Genomic DNA, 19,203 nt, shown 5'->3' with positions numbered 1-19,203 from the left:
GAAGATGAGTTCTATACAAAATATTGATCGATTAAGTTTAAATCAAATTACGACAGATCCTTGGAGCTTAAAAGAAGCCGTTGAAGGATGTGCTCGCGCTGAAGTGCCTTGGATTGCAATATGGCGGCACAAAATTGAAGAGATTGGTTTGAAAGAAAGTAAGAAAATCATCCAAGATGCGGGAATAAAAGTTTCTAGTATTTGCCGTGGCGGTATGTTTCCAGCAGCAACGAAGCTTGAGCGTCAACAAAGAATAGAGGATAATCGCAGAGCGATTGATGAAGCAGCTGAGTTAGGAGCGGAAACGCTTGTTTTAGTGTGTGGTCCCGCACCTGATAAAGATCTTGTCGCTGCACGTGAAATGGTTGCTGAGGGAATTGACCAAATTGTTCCTTATGCGAAAGAGCGAGGAGTCAAGCTTGGAATCGAGCCACTCCATCCTATGTATGCAGCCGAGAGATCTGTCATTGTTTCTTTGGCACATGCGAATGACCTAGCAGAAAAGTATACCCCTGATGAAGTAGGCGTGATTGTGGATGTCTTTCATGTATGGTGGGATCCTGCCCTTTTTCAACAAATTGCGCGTGCGCAAGGGAGGATTTTAGGCTACCATGTTTCCGATTGGCTCGTTCCAACTCCTGATTTATTGATGGGAAGAGGAATGATGGGAGACGGTGTCATTGATCTTAAACCGATTCGATTGGCTGTAGAAGAAACGGGATACACAGGGCCAATTGAAGTGGAAATTTTCAATCAAAAAATTTGGGACCAACCAGGAGATGAGGTTTTAGCCTTAATGAAAGAGCGTTATTTGGAATATGTATAAATTATGGGAGTGAGGGGAAATCCTCTCTCCCTATTTCTCATTCTGAAGAAAGCAGGCGATAGAATGTTACAGGGATTATTTATTTTAGATGATGTCGATTTGATCTATGGTAGTACATATGAAGAAATTAGCCAATATGTTCACATCTATGCTCCACCCCAAACGAGGAAGATGATTCGCGAGAACCTTGCTCTATTGGAAAAAGCGGATGTTATTTTTTCGGGATGGGGTGGCCCACGTCTAGATAAGGAATTTTTAGAAGCTGCACCAAATCTAAAAGCAATTTTTTACGGGGCAGGATCCATTAAATATATGGTCACAGATGAATTTTGGAAAAGGGACATCAAAATTACAAGTGCCTATGCAGCAAACGGTGTTCCTGTTGTCGAATATGCCCTATCTCAGATTTTATTTTCCTTGAAACGTGGCTGGCATTATGTCCTACAAATAAAAAAGGAGAAGAACTTTATTCCGAAGACAGATGTCCCAGGAGTTTACGGATCCACGGTTGGGATTGTGTCATTAGGGATGATTGGGAAAAATTTGTGTGAAAAACTGCAGCCATTTGATGTGAAATTGATTGCTTATGACCCATATGTTTCGGAAGAGGAAGCGAGCAAGCTAAATGTTGAATTATGTAGCTTAGAGGAAGTTTTCGAGCGGTCTGATGTTGTGTCCATGCATACCCCATGGTTGAAAGAAACGGAAGGCCTTGTTACTGGTAAACATTTCTCGTCAATGAAAGAAAATGCAACTTTTATCAATACTTCGCGTGGAGCGATTGTACGAGAAAATGAGATGATGGATGTATTGCAAAAGCGTCCTGATCTTTATGCGATATTAGATGTTACTTATCCAGAACCTCCTGTAGAAGGGTCTCCACTTTATGAGATGGAGAATGTGATTTTAACGCCTCATATTGGCGGCTCGATGGCGAATGAATGCCATCGAATGGGTGCTTATATGTTAGAGGAATTAAAACGATTTCTTGTTGGAAAAGAATTGAAATGGCAGGTCACCGAAGAAAGGTCTAAAATTATGGCGTAATATAAGGAGGGGAAGAAATAAATGAGTCAGACAATTTCAGATCGACATTATTGGCTAGATAAAATGCTTCAAATAGCTGAGCCTGTCCTTCAAGCGCTAGCGAATCACCAATTAAAAGAAAAGATGACCATTGAAGGGAAATTGTCCGATCGAGATCAATATACTTATCTAGAGGCATTTGCTAGATTGATATGTGGAATGGCTCCTTGGTTGGAAACTGGGCCTGAGACTGGAGAAGAAGGGAGGCTGAGGAGGCAATATATCGAGCTTGTTCAAAAGGGAATGGATGCCGCAACTGATCCCAATTCGCCAGATTATATGAATTTTTCAAAGGGACACCAACCAATTGTGGATACAGCGTTCCTTGCTCATGCCATATTGCGAGCGCCCCAACAATTATTTCATACGCTTCCGGAAAAGGTCCAGAAAAATATCATTATAGCGCTGAAACAAACTCGTTCCCGTAAACCATTTTTTAATAATTGGCTGTTATTTTCAGCCATGATAGAAGTGACGCTTTATAAACTTGGAGAAGAATGGGACCCCATGCGCGTTGACTATGCATTGAAACAGCATGAACAATGGTATTTGGGAGATGGAATTTACGGAGATGGACCTGAATTTCACGCCGACTATTATAATAGTTACGTGATTCAACCCATGTTGGTTGACATTATTCATACGATTGGGGATCAAGCGCAAGATTGGCAACAAATGAAGGATAAAATCATGCGGCGAGCGGAAAGATTTGCCAGCATTCAAGAAAGGAGTATTTCTCCTGAAGGGACATTTCCGGTTATCGGAAGATCGATTGCCTATCGTTTTGGCGCCTTTCAACACTTAGCGCAGATGGCTTTGCAGCAAAGACTACCTAGCGATCTTCAACCTGCTCAAGTAAGATGCGCCCTAACGGCTGTTATCCGTAAGGTGATGGAAACAAGCGGTACATTTGATGACGAGGGATGGTTGCAGATCGGACTTTGTGGTCATCAGCCTGAATTGGGAGAAGCGTATATCTCTACAGGTAGTCTTTATTTGTGTTCCACTGTCTTCCTGCCACTTGGTTTACAAGAAACTGACCCATTTTGGATTGGACAAGCAGACTGGACAGCGAAAAAAGCATGGAGTGGACAAACCATCTCAATCGATCAAGCGCATTAAGTTAGACAATCATAAAGAAATCATGAATAAATAAAGAGGCTGGGACACAACTAAAATGCTAAACTTCAATGACGAACAATGTATTGCCTTAGCGGAGGAAATATGCGTAGACTCCTGCGGGAAGTAAGAGTTCGGCAAGACCCCGGAAGGCAAAGCCTGAGGAGGCTTGACACTCGCCCGCGGAAAGCGAAGTATATTTCCGGAGCGAGTTTTATACACGCTAGTAGTTCGTTTTTCTTTTGGTGAAAACACTTTTGTTCCAGCCTCTTTATGAAAGTAGTTTATCAAAATGAATTCTCTTATTCAGCGCTATTACAAGCGGCGCACCAATGCTCATCACAACAAATTCACCAATGGCCACTGTAACCCAAGTAAACCAAAATGGAAAACCAAGAGCTAAATTTAGTTCAATCGCAATGATAAACATTGTAAAGCTAAATATACATGTATTAAAAATCATTCGCTTCCAAATACTTTTTATAAATTTCCCTGAAAAGATTGTAATGGATAGAGCGATAATGGATTGGCCAACCCCGAAAATAAGATCATATAATCCCAGTTCCGAAAAAAATAAATTGGCTAGAAATACGCCGATAATGATGCCAAAAATGTATTTCTTATTAAATATCACGAGATGGTTAAACATTTCAGATAAACGAAACTGGATGTTTGTGAACCCAAATGGATGGATCAAAGCAGTCACCGCAATATAAAGTGCGCCCACAATACTGTTGATCACCAGTGTTTTAGTTTTCATATTCAATTCTCTCCTTAGTTTTTTATCGTGGGATGGTTGCGAACCACGTCCTCTTGCCTTGCCAAAACTGTAATTTCCGCAAAACGTATTCTATCACATCCCATAAAAATTATCAGTCCTTTGATTAGTTGCACCCGATCATTTCGAATGGCATAGCCACCTTTAAAAAATATCTTGATATTTTTCGAAAAAAAAGAGACAATGCAATAGAGTAAGGTCTCTTTTTGAACAACCTCTTTTAATGAAATGTTTAATGGCTAACTGCCTATGGTTCAGGATAAAAGGATGGAAGGAGTTGCTTACCTATTATGAGTAATAATGAACTCCTGCGGCGAGATGGAGAAATAATGGCAGAATTGGAGAAAGATCTTCGTTATATTTCTGCCATTATAAAACAAAAAGGCCGTGTGATTTTGACCGATTATTCCATTACGCCACCTCAATTTGTTGCCTTACAATGGCTGGTGGAACAAGGAGATATGACGATTGGTGAGCTTTCAAATAAAATGTATTTGGCCTGTAGCACAACAACCGATTTAATTGATAGAATGGAAAAAAAAGAACTTGTCATGAGGGTTAGGGATCCTAAAGATCGACGAGTTGTAAGAATACATTTATTGGGAAAGGGAGAAAACATTATTGCAGAAGTGATCCGGAGAAGACAAAATTATCTGCAAGAAGTTTTAACTGACTTTTCAGATGAAGACGTTGTACAATTAAAGGGTTTTTTAGCTAGATTACATCAAGATATGAAGGAAAAATAGAAATGAAATAGTTGCTTAATGATCAAGCAGTGGATTTCTCTAAGTGAGAAGGAAATGCATTTGAGTAACTAGATAGACAAGAGGCGGAAAAGTTGGAACATGCAATAGGTGTCATTGATTCAGGTGTTGGTGGTTTAACCGTCGCTAAGGAAATTATGCGGCAAATGCCGAATGAAGTTATTTATTATGTGGGGGATACAGCACGTTGTCCCTACGGTCCGCGACCAGAAGCGGAAGTAAGACGCTTTACTCTACAAATGGCTGGTTTTTTAGTTGAGCGGCATATTAAAATGCTTGTCATTGCTTGTAATACCGCCACAGCAGTTGTATTACAAGAATTACGCGAAACACTGGATATTCCAGTTGTAGGTGTGATTGCTCCTGGTGCTAGAGCCGCTTTGAAAGTAACAGAGAACGGTAGAGTCGGAATTTTAGGGACTGTTGGAACGATCAATAGTCAAGCGTATGTTCGTGAATTGAAGATGATTAATCAACAAATCCATGTTGAACAATTAGCTTGTCCTAAATTTGTCCCGATTGTAGAAAGTTTTGAATATCATAGTAATGTTGCAAAAAAGGTCGTTGCGGAGACGTTGATTTCAATAAAAGGAAAAGGTATTGACACAATTGTGCTTGGTTGTACTCATTACCCCTTACTTGGACCATTAATCCAAAAAGAAATGGGGCCTGAAGTAAAAGTGATTAGCTCTGGGGAAGAAACCGCCCAAGAGGTAAGTACGATTCTGGATTTTAATGGTTGGCTAAATCCATCTTCGGCCTTACCAAAACATCGTTTTTTTACAACAGGTTCACGATCTATTTTTAAACAAATTGCTTCAGACTGGTTACAATCGGATGATTTACATATTGAATTTGTGAATCTTAGAAATCATGAATATCTAGTAAAAAAATAAATCAACAGCTCATTGTGGGCTGTTTTTTTGTAGCTTAGCCAGGAAATTATAAAATCCTAGCTTGTGGATAAGCTGCTTATGTCGCGGTTGACATCCAGCTCCAGCGCCTAGCGACTAGCAAATTTACGCCTTCTTCCTACGATAAGTCAACATCGGCTCCTTCGTCGCCGTGTTTCCTTTATCTCAGGCCAACAGGACGTTGGTCACAAAGGCGTTGCGCCAGGACGGCGCGTGAACCTTATGCTCCAAATTTGTACGTCGCTGAACAGGCGCTTGCGCTTTTCTTATGTCTAGAAATTGAGAAACCATTCTTTCTAATAAAAAGTTTTGACAAGCCGGTCTATTCCGGAAGGATAGCTCGTATACATGAAGTACAAACTGTCTTAGGAGGGGTACGAAATGTCAAAAAAGGCAAAATTGGCCTTTACGTTGGCTGGTGTTTTAACAGCAAGTATGGTATTAACCGGTTGTGGTCTTTTCGGAAAAGATAAAGAAAGTGTGGATCCACCTGGGGAAGTGACCCATATGCAAGAAGGTGAAGATGCAGAAACGACATCTGAAACGGCAAAAGAAACGGCTGATATGGAAATGAGAGATCTTTACTTAGTGGATAAAAATGGTTATGTGGTTGCTCAATCGATTCCGCTCCCTAAAACGGAAAGTGTGGCTAAACAAGTTCTTTCTTATCTTGTTACAGACGGTCCAATTTCGGAGGTCATTCCCAATGGATTTAGAACAGTGATTCCGGCGGGAACAGAGGTGGATGTAGATATTAAAGATGGTGTTGCTGTTGTGGACTTTTCCGAAGAGTTTTCTGATTATGATGAAGCAGATGAACAGAATATCCTTCAATCCATTACATGGACTTTAACTCAATTTGACAGCGTTGATTCCGTAGAATTAAAAGTAAATGGATACGCACTCAATGAAATGCCAGTTGGGGGGACGCCAATTAGTGAAGAGGGACTTACAAGAGCCGATGGAATCAATACAGATGTTTCTAATGTTGCAGATATTACAAATACTCGACCTGTGACAGTGTATTATTTAGCACAAGCGGAGGATGACCCCTATTATGTACCTGTTACGAAAAGAATTTCCAATACTGAAAAAGATGACGTAGCAGCTGTCATTAATCAATTAGTTGATGGACCAGGTCTTCAATCAGCATTATCTACAGCGTTATTCAATGGTGTAAAATTGCTAGAGGAACCTACAGTAGAAGATGGAAATGTTGTGCTTGATTTCAACGAATCCATTCTTGAAGATAGCGATAGTAACATAATTTCCGATGCGACCCTTAGCTCAATCGTCCTATCTTTAACTGAACAAGCAGATATTGAAAGTGTTTCTATTAAGGTAAATGGGAAGGATGAAATTGTGAATGAGGATGGGGAGGCATTAACTGCTCCAGTTAACCGTCCAGAAAAAGTGAACGTTGGTAGTTTTTAAAAAGGAAAATTTGATATACTATATAATAATCAAGGGGCTGATCTGATACAGCCTCTTGTATCATTTTATCAGAACATAGATGTAAGGAGGAATCATCTTTTGCGCTCTGAAGATAGAGGATCATTGGATTTACGGAATGTACATATTGAGAATCATTATTTAAAACATCCTGAAGGATCAGTATTAATAACAGTAGGTAATACAAAGGTCATTTGTGCCGCAAGCATAGAAGATCGAGTCCCTCCATTCCTTAGAGGAACAGGAAAAGGGTGGATTACAGCTGAATATGCGATGTTACCGCGTGCAACAGAAACTAGAAATATTCGTGAATCTTCTAAAGGGAAGGTATCTGGCAGAACAATGGAAATTCAACGTTTGATTGGTCGTTCTCTTCGCGCGGTGGTTGATTTAGAAGCCATTGGAGAAAGAACCATTTGGGTTGACTGTGATGTGATTCAGGCTGACGGTGGAACGAGAACGGCTTCCATTACAGGTGCGTTTGTGGCAGTGGCTATGGCCCTTCACAAAATATCTCTTGAAAAGAAATGGACAACATTCCCACTTCATAATTTTCTTGCTGCTACGAGTGTTGGAATAAGCCAGTCTGGCGAAGTCATTTTAGATTTAGACTATCAAGAGGATAGTCAAGCGCAAGTAGACATGAATGTTGTCATGATTGGAAATGGTGAGTTTGTTGAATTGCAAGGTACAGGCGAAGAAGCGACATTTTCCGCCACTCAGCTTCAAGAAATGTTGGATGCGGCAACACTAGGGATTAAGCAATTAATGGAATTACAGCGAACAGCCCTTGGTGAGGTGGCGACTTTGATCGATCAAGTGGTGAAAAAATAATCATGATGAAAAAAGTAATGATTGCAACTAAAAATAGAGGGAAAGCGGCTGAATTTGAAACACTCTTTTCCAAATATGGAATAAAAGTACATACATTATTGGATATAGAGGATCATCCAGATATTGAAGAGACGGGGAATACCTTTGAAGAAAATGCTAGGATTAAAGCTGAGACCCTGTCAAAGGAATTAAATGAAATGGTCTTAGCTGATGACTCAGGGTTGATTGTGGATGAATTAGGTGGTGCACCAGGCATTTATTCGGCGAGGTATGCAGGAGAAGATAAAGATGATGAGGCGAATATTGATAAATTACTTCATGAAATGAAAGAGGTGCCCGAAAATAAACGAACAGCACGTTTTTACTGTGCTCTTGCTTTAGCCATCCCTGGAGAAGAAACGATATTGGTTTCCGGAAAATGCGAAGGGAAGATTTTAACCGAAAGGCATGGTTTAAATGGCTTTGGTTATGACCCGGTATTTTATGCGACAACAGCCGGAAAATCGATGGCTGAATTAACGAGTAAAGAAAAAAATCAAATCAGCCATCGATCCGAAGCTTTAAGAAATTTGGAACCAATTATGAAGAACCTTTTTAATAAAAAATAAGCTATTCCCTGAAAAGTACCTTATGAAGTAGACCGATAAAGCGTTCTGCTTCATGGGGTACTTTTTGCGTAATGAGGTAAATGGCGTTGGTATGAGAGAGTGATGTCTGTTGAAAAAAATGGATCAAGGGAAGCTTGTTCCCCCACAAAAAAACATTGTTCGTTCCGATTTCTTTTCCCATAATTATTTGATAAAATAGATCCTATTGAAAACTTTTCTGAAAGGGGAATGTACAATGAAGTTACTTATCGTGAGTGATAGTCACGGAGATCGATCCATGATAAAAACATTGAAAAATAGATACGAGAATGATGTTGATGCATTAATACACTGTGGTGACTCTGAATTACGTGCAGTAGATCCAGTTCTTGAAGGATTTCATGTAGTGAGGGGAAACTGTGATCTTGATCAACGTTTTCCGGATGAATTGTTATTGGATGTTCAAGGATATAAAATCTTTACAACCCATGGGCACTTGTTTCAAATTAAATCTTCTCTACTCAATCTAGCTTACCGTGCAAAAGAACTTGAAGCCGATTTTGTCTTTTTTGGTCATTCCCATTTACTTGGAGTGGAAAAAATAGAGGGAATATTATTTTTGAATCCGGGAAGTATCCTTCTTCCAAGAGGAGGGAATGAACGAACTTATGCGATTCTCGAACAAGATGATACCTGTACAGTTCGTTTTTTTAATGATCAACACGAAGAATTGAAATCTCTTCGGCGGGAATTTTAGAGGATATCAAGGGGTCCCTCTGCAAAGTTTGAATAGATGTTGAGTGTATAACCAGTTTAGATACGCTTACCCCTTAATGAATAAAGAATAAAATAGTTTTAGAAAAACTATTGACTTTCCCTTTAATCGTCTATATAATAAAAAATGTCTTTTACAAAATGTCCCAGTAGCTCAGCTGGATAGAGCAACAGCCTTCTAAGCTGTGGGTCGGGGGTTCGAATCCCTCCTGGGACGTAACTTACGAGAAAGCTCGCTGAGACTACCGTTAAACGGTGGTATAGCGGGTTTTTTTCGTTTTAATGCAAGCCGTATGACATACTGCGAAATTAATTCGAAAATAAACGTTTTGGATTTTAAAAAAACGGATAAACTTAAAAATAGTGCGAAATATCGTGAAAAAACTTAGGAAATATAGTATCATGTGTATAACTAAAGATAAAAAGAGCACATATACATGATCTTAAAGGGGTGATGTGTATGTGTAAGGATGAGGAGGAGAAAGATTTGTTAGAAATGTTACAAAAAGTTAATGAAGGACAATCTACTCCTAAGAACATACAAATAACTAATGAATCGATTGAAAAGCTTATAAAGAGGAAAAATCCAATTTTTTGCAAAGACGGTGTTGCGAAAATAGACTCCAATCATCCAGATTATGAATTTTGGATGGAGGATTAGGAATTAAATGAAACCGGGGGATATTTACAGTTTTGAATTTCCATTTGAAGAAGGACAAGGTGGAAAAGAGCGCCCTGTCCTTGTTTTTGTGCTTACTTCCACACCTAACGAGTTTATAGGCTTAAAGATTACTAGAACTCAACGGAAGCAAAATCGAGTGAAAATTGATTACTGGAAGGAAGCTGGATTAGATTACGAGTCCTATGTTCAGTGTGACCGCTACTCGGTATTTCAATGCATCGGAAAAGTAGTGTTTAAAGGCACTTTAAAAAAACCAGATTATAACAAAGTCTTAAAAAAGTTTAATGAATTTTACCCTATTCTTGATTGGATGAATCAGGAATAATAAGAAGAAGGATATACATAATCTTTAAACATTTCTCGTCAAGCCCTTTTAGTTGGGTTTGGCGTTATATTTGTCTTCTGCAAACTGATTTGTTACACTATTTTTTAACCTAAATGATGGGCGGTTCTATCATGAAAAAAGATCAAAACAATCGTGATTCGGCAATCATTATCCCTTTTCCAGGACTGAAGGACCGTTATTATGAAAAAGGCTTATCTAGCTTGGAATCTCATCAATTTCAGGAGGCAGTTGATTTGCTAAAGCAGGCTTATCAAATGGACTCCACCGATCCGCAGATTTCAGCAGCCTACCTTGCAGCCCTGTATGAGAATGGAGATTATGAGGATTCTAAGCAGATGGCTGAGAAACTTTTGAAAAGTGGTGTTGGAAGTTTCTATGATGTTCTTGATATTTATTTAATGATTTTGATTCAATTAAACGATTATAAACAGGTCGTTTCGACTTTAAAACCGTTATTTGAAGAAAATGAAATTCCTCCTGAAAAGGCAGAACACTTTTTACAATTATTACAATTGAGTGAAAAAGCTGCCGCGAATCAGGTAATGGGAAATTCTCCAAATATGGTGGATGATATCCCCCTTATCCATCAAAAGCAAAGTACCCAAGATCAGTTAATCGGCCTAGGTATGCTCAAGGATAAAAATATTCATCCGTATTTGGATTCATTAATAGATATGCTCTCTGCTGAAAAAGTTCATCCGTTTATCAAAACGGCCATCCTTACACTTTTAAAGGAAAACAAAATTGATCAATCCATGTTAGTCGAAAAATTTGACAAAAAGGAAACGTTCAATCCGAAAGCCATTCCCTCCGTTGAGGAATTCACCTTTTTCCAATTGGTAAAAAACCAGATGGAAAGTCAATTAAGAGATCATAATCCTGTTTTATTAGAACAAATTCTTGATATGATAAAACGCCATTCCTATTGTCTTTATCCATTTGAATGGGAACCCAATAACCCATCTGTGTGGACAGTCGCCTACAGAGCGATGGGACATGAATTGTATGGGGAAAATTGGAATCCAAAAAAACTAGCGGAATTTTACGATGTGGAAGAGGAAGAGTTAAGGGCTACATTTGCTTTTATCGTCAAATTGGAGGAAATTTCTTCGACTATTGTATAAATCCATTATTTGAAACGTTGGTATCCTATGTTATAATGTAATGGTTATGCTGGATTGTGTATAATATAGCGGAACATACATAGTGAAGCGAGTAACCGCAAATAAGCAATAAGACAACTGAGTATATATTGTTGGAGGTATTAAAATGTCAGCAAAATGGGAAAAGCTTGAAGGTAATAAAGGTGTATTAACAGTTGAAGTAGATGCGAAAACTGTTAATGAAGGTTTGGACCAGGCTTTTAAAAAGGTGTCTAAGGATATTAATATACCTGGATTCCGTAAAGGAAAAGTTCCACGTCCATTATTTGAAAAACGTTTTGGGGTAGAAAGCTTATTCCAAGATGCACTTGATTTCATTCTTCCAGAGTCTTACGCTAATGCCGTAGAAGAAGCAGGAATTGAACCAGTAGATCGTCCTGAGATCGACATTGAACAAATGGAAAAAGGAAAAGAATTAATTTTCACTGCAAAAGTTACCGTAAAGCCAGAAGTAAAACTAGGCGAATACAAAGGTCTTGAAGTAGAAAAATTAGATGATTCCGTGTCAGATCAGGATGTGGAAGAAGAATTAAATACTCTTCAAGAACGTCAAGCCGAGCTTGTTGTGAAAGAAGATGGCGTTGTTGAAGATGGCGACACTGTTGTCATTGATTTCGAAGGGTTTGTGGATGGAGAAGCCTTTGAAGGTGGTCAATCCGACAACTATTCTCTAGAAATCGGTTCAGGATCTTTCATTCCTGGGTTTGAAGAACAGCTTATTGGGGTAAAATCAGGAGAAGAGAAAGATGTTAAAGTGACATTCCCTGAAGAATACCATGCAGCAGAATTAGCAGGCAAGGAAGCTACATTTAAGGTTAAGCTTCATGAAATTAAAGCAAAAGAACTTCCTGAGCTTGATGATGAGTTTGCAAAAGATGTTGATGAAGAAGCAGAAACATTGGAAGAACTTAAAGCAAATATCAAAAAGAGACTTACGGAAGAAAAGAAAAATGAAGCTGAACAAAAACTAAAAAATGACTTAGTAGAAAAAGCTACAGAGAATGCTGAAATTGATCTACCGGAAGTAATGGTAGAGAATGAAATGGATCAAATGATGCAAGAATTTGAACAACGCCTGCAAATGCAAGGTATGAATCTTGATCTTTATTTCCAATTCTCAGGCCAAAACGAAGAGGAACTTCGTAGCCAAATGAAGGAAGATGCTGAAAAGCGTGTTAAAACTTCCCTTACACTAGAAGCTATTGCCAAGGCTGAAAATCTTGAAGTGGATGACAAAGCTGTTGATGAAGAATTAAATAAAATGGCAGAAATGTACAAAATGGAAGTGGAAGAAGTTAAAAAGATTATGAGTGCTAATATGAATAGTCTGAAAGCAGACTTGAAATTGCAAAAAGCCATTGATGTTCTAGTTGAAAATAGCAAAACAAATGCATAAAAAACATAAACATACACATAAGATATAAGAATCGGCAAACAAGGCACAGGCAAGATCCGTGCCTTGTTTTGCCAAAAGAATACATATTGATCCATTACGGATCCAGCACGAGTTTGAATAATGGTTATTACTTCATAGAATGTGGTACAATGCAATACATAGCTATGGCTTGTAATTTTTTAAGGTTGTATGGAAAGGATATAGCTTATTATAGGGGTGAAATCATGTTTAAATTTAACGAAGAAAAAGGTCAGTTGAAATGTTCTTTTTGTGGTAAAACGCAAGAACAAGTTAGAAAATTAGTGGCTGGCCCTGGTGTATATATATGTGATGAATGTATTGAATTATGTACAGAAATTGTGGAGGAAGAACTAGGGACGGAAGAAGAAGTAGAATTTAAAGATATCCCGAAACCACGCGAAATTAGGGAAATTTTAGATGAATACGTGATTGGTCAAGAACAGGCGAAAAAGTCCTTAGCTGTTGCCGTTTATAATCACTACAAGCGTATTAATGCAAATAGCAAGATCGATGATGTAGAGCTTGCGAAAAGTAATATTTGTTTGATAGGTCCAACTGGAAGCGGTAAAACCTTACTTGCGCAAACATTGGCTCGAATTTTAAATGTACCATTTGCGATCGCAGATGCGACTTCATTAACGGAAGCGGGTTATGTTGGGGAAGATGTGGAAAATATCTTACTCAAATTAATTCAATCTGCTGACTATGATGTGGAAAAGGCAGAGCGTGGTATCATTTATATTGATGAGATCGATAAAGTAGCTAGAAAATCGGAAAATACTTCCATTACAAGAGATGTTTCAGGTGAAGGGGTACAGCAAGCTTTACTTAAAATATTAGAAGGTACTGTAGCAAGTGTGCCACCACAAGGAGGCAGAAAGCATCCGCACCAAGAGTTTATTCAAATCGATACAACCAATATCTTGTTTATTTGTGGTGGAGCTTTCGACGGTGTGGAACAAATCATTAAGCGTCGCCTTGGACAAAAAGTGATCGGGTTTGGCGCAGAGGTGAAAAGTCAAGAAGAAAACAAAGAAATTTTATCCGAAATTCTTCCAGAAGATTTACTTCGTTTTGGGTTAATTCCAGAATTTATCGGCCGCTTACCCGTCATTGCCAACTTAGAGCAGTTGGATGAAGAAGCGTTAATTGAAATTTTAACTAAACCGAAAAATGCGCTTGTCAAACAGTATAAAAAAATGCTGGATATGGATGAAGTCGACCTTGAATTTGAGGATGATGCTCTTCATGAAATCGCGAAAAAAGCGATTGAAAGAAAAACAGGAGCTCGTGGACTTAGATCCATCATTGAAATGCTTATGTTAGATGTAATGTTTGACTTGCCATCTCGTGATGATATTAAGAAATGTATTATTACGAAAGATTCCGTTCTGCATAATAAGCCACCTAAGCTTGTGCTTGAGGATGGAACAGTTATTAAGGGGCCTGAAAAAACCTCTGCTTAATATAAAAACCAGGGTTTTTAATAAAAAAATCCTGGTTTTTTTGCGGCTAAAAATTTATAATACGATGACGACAAAATGATGGTTTATTCCTTCTTTGAAGCGGAGATACTAATGGATAAAAGATAGACGTAAATTTGTATCTTCGGGAGGGTAATGTATGAATTGGACAGCGATCATTATGATGATTCAGCTTTTTTTCGGGATCATTATTGGGTTGTACTTTCTAAATTTATTGATGAACCAACGATCTCAAAAGGTTACCATTGATAAAGAATCAAAAAAGGAAATGGATCATCTTAGGAAAATGCGAGGGATAAAGTTAACAGAACCTTTAGCAGAAAGAGTAAGACCAGCGAATTTTTCGGATATTGTGGGGCAGGAAGATGGAATTAAAGCGTTAAAGGCGGCTCTATGTGGGCCCAATCCGCAACATGTTATTATTTATGGACCACCGGGTGTGGGGAAAACAGCCGCTGCAAGGCTTGTTTTAGAAGAAGCTAAGAAAAATCAACGCTCACCTTTTCAGATGGATTCAGTGTTTGTAGAACTAGATGCAACGACGGCTAGGTTTGATGAAAGAGGAATAGCAGATCCCTTAATCGGTTCTGTTCATGATCCTATTTATCAAGGAGCTGGTGCCATGGGGCAAGCTGGAATTCCACAACCAAAGCAAGGTGCTGTTTCCAATGCCCATGGCGGTGTTTTATTTATTGATGAAATCGGTGAGCTTCATCCGATTCAAATGAATAAACTATTAAAAGTATTAGAAGATCGAAAAGTTTATTTTGAAAGTGCCTATTATAGTTCAGAGAATAATCAAATCCCGACTCATATTCATGATATTTTTAAGCGTGGACTTCCTGCAGATTTTCGTTTAATTGGAGCCACAACACGAACCCCTAATGAAATTCCACCAGCTATTCGTTCGCGATGTATGGAAGTATTTTTTCATGAACTAGAAAAAGGTGAAATTGAAATTGTTGCAAACAAAGCGGTAGATAAAATCAACTTCACGATTGATGAGAAAGGTCTAAAATTGTTGTCCTCTTACGCTAGAAATGGACGGGAAGCAGTCAATATGATTCAAACCTCTGCTGGTTTAGCCATCATCGAGGACAGAGACTATATTCAAGATGTGGATATCGAGTGGGTAATTCGTTCGAGTCAGCTTGTCCCCCGTCATGAAAAATCAATACATTCGCAATCAAAAACAGGTGTGGTAAATGGTCTTGCGGTGACAGGACCCAATAGTGGAATGTTATTGGATATTGAAGTGACTGTGTTTCCAGTTGATAAAGGCTCGGTGCAAATTACAGGAATTATTGAAGAAGAGAATATTAATGGTCAAGGAAAAACCGTCAAAAGGAAAAGTATGGCAAAAGGCTCCATCGAAAATGTTTTAACTGTATTAAAAACAATGGGAGTTCCAGTTCAGCAGTATGATATTCATGTGAATTTTCCGGGAGGAATTCCCGCAGATGGTCCTTCTGCCGGTGTTGCGATGGCAGTAGGAATTTATTCGGCCATTTATAAAATACCGGTGGAACACACGGTGGCTATGACAGGAGAAATCGGGATTCATGGTGATATAAAGCCTGTTGGTGGCGTATACTCTAAAGTAAAAGCGGCAAAAATTGCTGGCGCTAAAACAGTCCTAATACCTGAAGAAAATATGCAATCCAATTTAAAAGAAATAGAAAAGGTCACAGTTATTCCCGTTAGCCGTCTAGAAGAAGCGTTGGAAGTTGCCTTAGTTAAAAAGGCAGGGCATGATCGAATCCTACCTGATTACTCAGCCCCTAATAAAAAAAGTGTGTAACTCATGATAATAAGAGCAGTTTCTCGACATCATATGGCCATTTAAGCTAAAATGGACACAGTATGAATAAGGGAAATGGAAAAAAGGAGGCGCCCTTAAAGGCGCTTTCTCTTTTCTTAGATTGAATAATTAGATGATGGGAATAAGTTAAATAGGGACGGTACTAGTTTCGCAGGTGATAAAGACCTACGCCTTTAGCTGTTCATCCTTTTGGCGTTTCCACATTTGTCTAAAATTAGCACGGAGGTAGTAAATATGACGAAAAAAATAGAGCCATTAGTGCCTCTATTGCCACTACGTGGGATGCTCGTTTTTCCAACAATGGTACTGCATCTTGATGTGGGGAGAGAACGCTCTGTTCAAGCTTTAGAACAGGCTATGCTAAATGATCATCTAATCTTTTTGACGACTCAAAAAGATATCGAGATTGAATCACCAGAGGATGAGGATTTATTCGAGATCGGCACATTGACAAAGGTTAAGCAGATGTTAAAGTTGCCTAACGGAACGATCCGTGTGCTTGTAGAGGGATTGAATCGTGCAAAGATAAAAAATATAAAGGACCAAGGTCTTTATTATGCTGTAGATCTTGAACGATATGATGAGGAAATCGATCAAGACTTTGAAATTCAAGCATTAAAGCGGACCATGTTAGAGTATTTCGAACAATATATTAAGCTTTCGAAAAAAGTTTCTTCAGAAACCTTTGCAACAGTAGCCGATATAGATGAGCCTGGTCGAATGGCTGATATTATTGCATCCCATTTACCTTTAAAAATTCAAGATAAACAAGAGATTTTGGAAATCATTAACGTAAAAGAAAGATTAACGAAAGTGATCAACATCATCCACAATGAAAGAGAAGTTTTAAATTTAGAAAAGAAAATTGGCCAAAGAGTTAAGCAATCGATTGATCGCACGCAAAAAGAATATTATTTACGTGAACAGATGAAGGCTATCCAAAAAGAATTAGGGGATAAAGAGGGGAAAACGGGCGAAGTAGCAGATTTGTCGGAAAAAATCCGCGAAGCAAAAATGCCAGAAAATGTCGAAAAGATTGCATTAAAAGAGTTAGATCGTTACGAAAAGATTCCTTCTTCCTCTGCTGAAAGTTCCGTTATTCGTACTTATATTGACTGGCTCATTTCATTGCCTTGGTCAAATGCCACAAAAGATGATTTAAACATTCACAAAGCCGAAAAAATACTAGAACGGGATCACTACGGACTAGAGAAGGTCAAAGAACGTGTGCTTGAATATCTTGCGGTGCAACAATTAACCAATTCATTAAGGAGTCCGATTTTATGTCTTGTCGGTCCACCCGGAGTAGGGAAAACAAGCTTAGCACGTTCGATTGCAGAATCAATGGGACGAAATTTCGTTCGTATCTCATTAGGTGGTGTACGCGATGAATCTGAAATTCGTGGACATCGGCGGACCTATGTGGGGGCTATGCCAGGGAGAATTATTCAAGGAATGAAAAAAGCGGGCGCAACTAACCCGGTATTTTTACTTGATGAAATAGATAAAATGTCCAATGACTTTCGGGGGGATCCTTCTTCAGCGATGTTAGAAGTATTGGACCCTGCCCAAAACGGTAGTTTTAGTGATCATTATATTGAAGAGCCATATGATCTATCAAAGGTAATGTTTTTGGCGACAGCTAATGATCTGGCTTCTATTCCAGGTCCACTTCGGGATCGAATGGAAATCATTTCGATTGCTGGTTATACAGAATTGGAAAAAATCCATATTGCGAAAGATCATCTGTTGCCTAGGCAGGTAAAAGATCATGGTCTTACAAAAGCTCAGCTCCAATTAAGAGATGATGCGATTAAAATTTTAGTTCGTTATTATACCCGAGAAGCTGGTGTTCGTGAATTGGACCGTCAGCTCGCCTCTATCTGTAGAAAAGCTGCCAAACTAATTGTTTCCGGTAAAAAGAAAAAGGTGGTTGTAACCGAGAAGTATTTGACAGAATTACTAGGAAAGAAAAAATATAGTTATGGACAAGCTGAACTTGAGGATCAAATCGGCGTAGCAACCGGACTGGCTTATACCTCAGTGGGGGGAGACACATTACAAATAGAAGTTTCTTTATCTCCTGGTAAAGGGAAGCTTATTTTGACTGGAAAATTGGGAGATGTAATGAAGGAATCGGCACAGGCAGCCTTTAGTTATGTTAGGTCAAAAGCAACTGAACTTAAACTTGATAAAGATTTTCATGAAACAACAGATATTCATATCCATGTTCCTGAAGGAGCCGTTCCAAAAGATGGGCCCTCGGCTGGAATTACTATTGCAACTGCCCTTATTTCGGCTTTAACACAAAATCCTGTTAAAAAAGAAATCGGGATGACTGGGGAGATTACACTACGGGGAAGAGTTTTACCAATTGGCGGATTAAAAGAAAAATCATTAGCAGCTCATAGAGCGGGGATTACCACAATTATAATGCCAAAGGAAAATGAAAAAGATATAGAAGATATTCCTGAGAGTGTTCAAAAGGATCTTACTTTTATTCCTGTGTCCCATGTAGATGAAGTTTTAAAAATCGCATTATCGGGGGCTAAAAAATGAAGGTAAATCATGCAGAGTTTATCATAAGCGCCGTTAAACCGGAGCAATACCCTGATGAAGGGTTACCTGAATTCGCACTAGCGGGAAGATCCAATGTAGGGAAATCGTCCTTTATCAATAAAATGATTAACCGAAAAAGTCTTGCCCGTACTTCCTCCAAACCAGGAAAAACACAAACCTTAAATTATTATAAAATTGAAGATGCCTTATATTTTGTGGATGTTCCCGGGTATGGATTTGCGAAAGTGTCAAAAAAGGAACGGGAAAAATGGGGAGAAATGATTGAGACTTATCTCACAACAAGAGAGGAATTATGTGCTGTTTTGTTGATTGTCGATTTAAGACATCCGCCTACAAACGATGATGTTTTAATGTATGATTTCCTAAAATACTATGACATTCCGTGTGCGATTATTGCTACAAAAGCGGATAAAATCCCTAAAGGAAAATGGGAAAAACATAAAAAAGTAGTGAAAGAAACCTTGAAACTGAAGCAAGATGATGAAATTGTCCTATTCTCAGCAGAAACAGGAATGGGTAAAGACAAAGCTTGGCGTATATTGGACAAATGGGCATAAAATGAAAGAAGGCTTCCA

Annotated in this window: 18 protein-coding genes, 1 tRNA gene and 1 riboswitch; of the genes, 18 read left to right on the top strand and 1 reads right to left on the bottom strand. The window is 38.6% G+C overall.

The window, feature by feature from the left end; all coding sequences use genetic code 11:
* Window positions 1-4: 4 nt before the first annotated feature.
* The 3 genes from KI363_RS01385 (at window position 5) to KI363_RS01375 (ending at window position 3,034) form a co-directional block, all read left to right on the top strand.
* Window positions 5-826 (top strand): sugar phosphate isomerase/epimerase family protein, encoded by an 822-nt coding sequence (locus tag KI363_RS01385; RefSeq protein ID WP_212965038.1) that lies wholly within the window; start codon window positions 5-7, stop codon window positions 824-826.
* A 63-nt stretch (window positions 827-889) separates the two neighbouring features.
* Window positions 890-1,873, top strand: a complete 984-nt coding sequence (locus tag KI363_RS01380) for a hydroxyacid dehydrogenase (RefSeq protein WP_212965036.1) — start codon at window positions 890-892, stop codon at window positions 1,871-1,873.
* 21 nt (window positions 1,874-1,894) lie between these two features.
* Window positions 1,895-3,034, top strand: coding sequence for a DUF2264 domain-containing protein (locus tag KI363_RS01375; RefSeq protein WP_212965034.1), 1,140 nt, complete (start codon window positions 1,895-1,897; stop codon window positions 3,032-3,034).
* A gap of 268 nt (window positions 3,035-3,302) precedes the next feature.
* Here the strand turns inward: KI363_RS01375 and KI363_RS01370 are convergent, their stop codons facing one another.
* Window positions 3,303-3,791 (bottom strand): QueT transporter family protein, encoded by a 489-nt coding sequence (locus KI363_RS01370; protein ID WP_158322073.1) that lies wholly within the window; start codon window positions 3,789-3,791, stop codon window positions 3,303-3,305.
* Window positions 3,792-3,799: 8 nt separating this feature from the next.
* Window positions 3,800-3,844, bottom strand: a riboswitch (PreQ1 riboswitch).
* Window positions 3,845-4,099: 255 nt separating this feature from the next.
* Here KI363_RS01370 and KI363_RS01365 point away from each other — a divergent pair.
* The 15 genes from KI363_RS01365 to yihA all read left to right on the top strand — a co-directional run bounded on the left by KI363_RS01365 (window position 4,100) and on the right by yihA (window position 19,185).
* Window positions 4,100-4,555 carry a MarR family winged helix-turn-helix transcriptional regulator gene (locus KI363_RS01365; protein WP_158322074.1) on the top strand — a complete coding sequence of 152 codons (456 nt, stop codon included), beginning with the start codon at window positions 4,100-4,102 and terminating at the stop codon, window positions 4,553-4,555.
* 92 nt (window positions 4,556-4,647) lie between these two features.
* Window positions 4,648-5,469 carry a glutamate racemase gene (gene racE, locus KI363_RS01360; protein ID WP_212965032.1) on the top strand — a complete coding sequence of 274 codons (822 nt, stop codon included), beginning with the start codon at window positions 4,648-4,650 and terminating at the stop codon, window positions 5,467-5,469.
* 399 nt (window positions 5,470-5,868) lie between these two features.
* Window positions 5,869-6,921, top strand: a complete 1,053-nt coding sequence (locus KI363_RS01355; protein WP_212965030.1) for a GerMN domain-containing protein — start codon at window positions 5,869-5,871, stop codon at window positions 6,919-6,921.
* Between the two features lie 99 nt (window positions 6,922-7,020).
* On the top strand, window positions 7,021-7,773 hold the full coding sequence (gene rph, locus KI363_RS01350; protein WP_212965028.1) for a ribonuclease PH: 753 nt from the start codon (window positions 7,021-7,023) through the stop codon (window positions 7,771-7,773).
* Between the two features lie 5 nt (window positions 7,774-7,778).
* A complete protein-coding gene (locus KI363_RS01345; RefSeq protein ID WP_212965065.1) occupies window positions 7,779-8,381 on the top strand; it encodes an XTP/dITP diphosphatase in 603 nt (200 codons plus the stop codon).
* Between the two features lie 235 nt (window positions 8,382-8,616).
* Entirely contained in the window at window positions 8,617-9,117 is a 501-nt protein-coding gene (locus KI363_RS01340) for a metallophosphoesterase (protein ID WP_212965026.1), read from the top strand.
* Between the two features lie 160 nt (window positions 9,118-9,277).
* Window positions 9,278-9,351 (top strand) — tRNA-Arg (locus KI363_RS01335).
* Window positions 9,352-9,621: 270 nt separating this feature from the next.
* On the top strand, window positions 9,622-9,795 hold the full coding sequence (locus KI363_RS01330; RefSeq protein ID WP_212965024.1) for a hypothetical protein: 174 nt from the start codon (window positions 9,622-9,624) through the stop codon (window positions 9,793-9,795).
* Between the two features lie 7 nt (window positions 9,796-9,802).
* Window positions 9,803-10,141: a type II toxin-antitoxin system PemK/MazF family toxin gene (locus KI363_RS01325; RefSeq protein WP_212965022.1), complete on the top strand. Its 339-nt coding sequence runs from the start codon at window positions 9,803-9,805 to the stop codon at window positions 10,139-10,141.
* Window positions 10,142-10,272: 131 nt separating this feature from the next.
* Window positions 10,273-11,286 carry a tetratricopeptide repeat protein gene (locus KI363_RS01320; RefSeq protein ID WP_191967449.1) on the top strand — a complete coding sequence of 338 codons (1,014 nt, stop codon included), beginning with the start codon at window positions 10,273-10,275 and terminating at the stop codon, window positions 11,284-11,286.
* 145 nt (window positions 11,287-11,431) lie between these two features.
* A complete protein-coding gene (gene tig, locus KI363_RS01315) occupies window positions 11,432-12,721 on the top strand; it encodes a trigger factor (protein WP_158322080.1) in 1,290 nt (429 codons plus the stop codon).
* 224 nt (window positions 12,722-12,945) lie between these two features.
* A complete protein-coding gene (clpX, locus tag KI363_RS01310) occupies window positions 12,946-14,208 on the top strand; it encodes an ATP-dependent protease ATP-binding subunit ClpX (RefSeq protein ID WP_158322081.1) in 1,263 nt (420 codons plus the stop codon).
* Between the two features lie 157 nt (window positions 14,209-14,365).
* Window positions 14,366-16,027 (top strand): ATP-dependent protease LonB, encoded by a 1,662-nt coding sequence (gene lonB / locus KI363_RS01305; RefSeq protein ID WP_212965020.1) that lies wholly within the window; start codon window positions 14,366-14,368, stop codon window positions 16,025-16,027.
* Window positions 16,028-16,282: 255 nt separating this feature from the next.
* Entirely contained in the window at window positions 16,283-18,607 is a 2,325-nt protein-coding gene (gene lon, locus KI363_RS01300) for an endopeptidase La (RefSeq protein ID WP_158322083.1), read from the top strand.
* A complete protein-coding gene (gene yihA / locus KI363_RS01295; protein WP_158322084.1) occupies window positions 18,604-19,185 on the top strand; it encodes a ribosome biogenesis GTP-binding protein YihA/YsxC in 582 nt (193 codons plus the stop codon). The genes lon and yihA overlap by 4 nt, the downstream gene beginning before the upstream one ends.
* Window positions 19,186-19,203: the final 18 nt, after the last annotated feature.

The organism is Lederbergia ruris (assembly GCF_018332955.1).
GTDB classification, from domain to species: Bacteria; Bacillota; Bacilli; order Bacillales; family Bacillaceae_C; genus Lederbergia; species Lederbergia ruris.
Note: the sequence above shows the minus strand (reverse complement) of the source record. Positions and strands in the feature narration are given on the sequence as shown.

What these genes read in the sequence shown, in the direction of transcription:
- clpX (WP_158322081.1), top strand. Translation starts at nt 12,946, where the DNA reads ATGTTTAAATTTAACGAAGAAAAAGGTCAGTTGAAATGTTCTTTTTGT.
- KI363_RS01380 (WP_212965036.1), top strand. Translation starts at nt 890, where the DNA reads ATGTTACAGGGATTATTTATTTTAGATGATGTCGATTTGATCTATGGT.
- KI363_RS01385 (WP_212965038.1), top strand. Translation starts at nt 5, where the DNA reads ATGAGTTCTATACAAAATATTGATCGATTAAGTTTAAATCAAATTACG.
- KI363_RS01355 (WP_212965030.1), top strand. Translation starts at nt 5,869, where the DNA reads ATGTCAAAAAAGGCAAAATTGGCCTTTACGTTGGCTGGTGTTTTAACA.
- KI363_RS01370 (WP_158322073.1), bottom strand. Translation starts at nt 3,791, where the DNA reads ATGAAAACTAAAACACTGGTGATCAACAGTATTGTGGGCGCACTTTAT.
- KI363_RS01320 (WP_191967449.1), top strand. Translation starts at nt 10,273, where the DNA reads ATGAAAAAAGATCAAAACAATCGTGATTCGGCAATCATTATCCCTTTT.
- lonB (WP_212965020.1), top strand. Translation starts at nt 14,366, where the DNA reads ATGAATTGGACAGCGATCATTATGATGATTCAGCTTTTTTTCGGGATC.
- lon (WP_158322083.1), top strand. Translation starts at nt 16,283, where the DNA reads ATGACGAAAAAAATAGAGCCATTAGTGCCTCTATTGCCACTACGTGGG.
- KI363_RS01365 (WP_158322074.1), top strand. Translation starts at nt 4,100, where the DNA reads ATGAGTAATAATGAACTCCTGCGGCGAGATGGAGAAATAATGGCAGAA.
- KI363_RS01340 (WP_212965026.1), top strand. Translation starts at nt 8,617, where the DNA reads ATGAAGTTACTTATCGTGAGTGATAGTCACGGAGATCGATCCATGATA.
- tig (WP_158322080.1), top strand. Translation starts at nt 11,432, where the DNA reads ATGTCAGCAAAATGGGAAAAGCTTGAAGGTAATAAAGGTGTATTAACA.
- KI363_RS01345 (WP_212965065.1), top strand. Translation starts at nt 7,779, where the DNA reads ATGAAAAAAGTAATGATTGCAACTAAAAATAGAGGGAAAGCGGCTGAA.
- KI363_RS01375 (WP_212965034.1), top strand. Translation starts at nt 1,895, where the DNA reads ATGAGTCAGACAATTTCAGATCGACATTATTGGCTAGATAAAATGCTT.
- yihA (WP_158322084.1), top strand. Translation starts at nt 18,604, where the DNA reads ATGAAGGTAAATCATGCAGAGTTTATCATAAGCGCCGTTAAACCGGAG.
- KI363_RS01325 (WP_212965022.1), top strand. Translation starts at nt 9,803, where the DNA reads ATGAAACCGGGGGATATTTACAGTTTTGAATTTCCATTTGAAGAAGGA.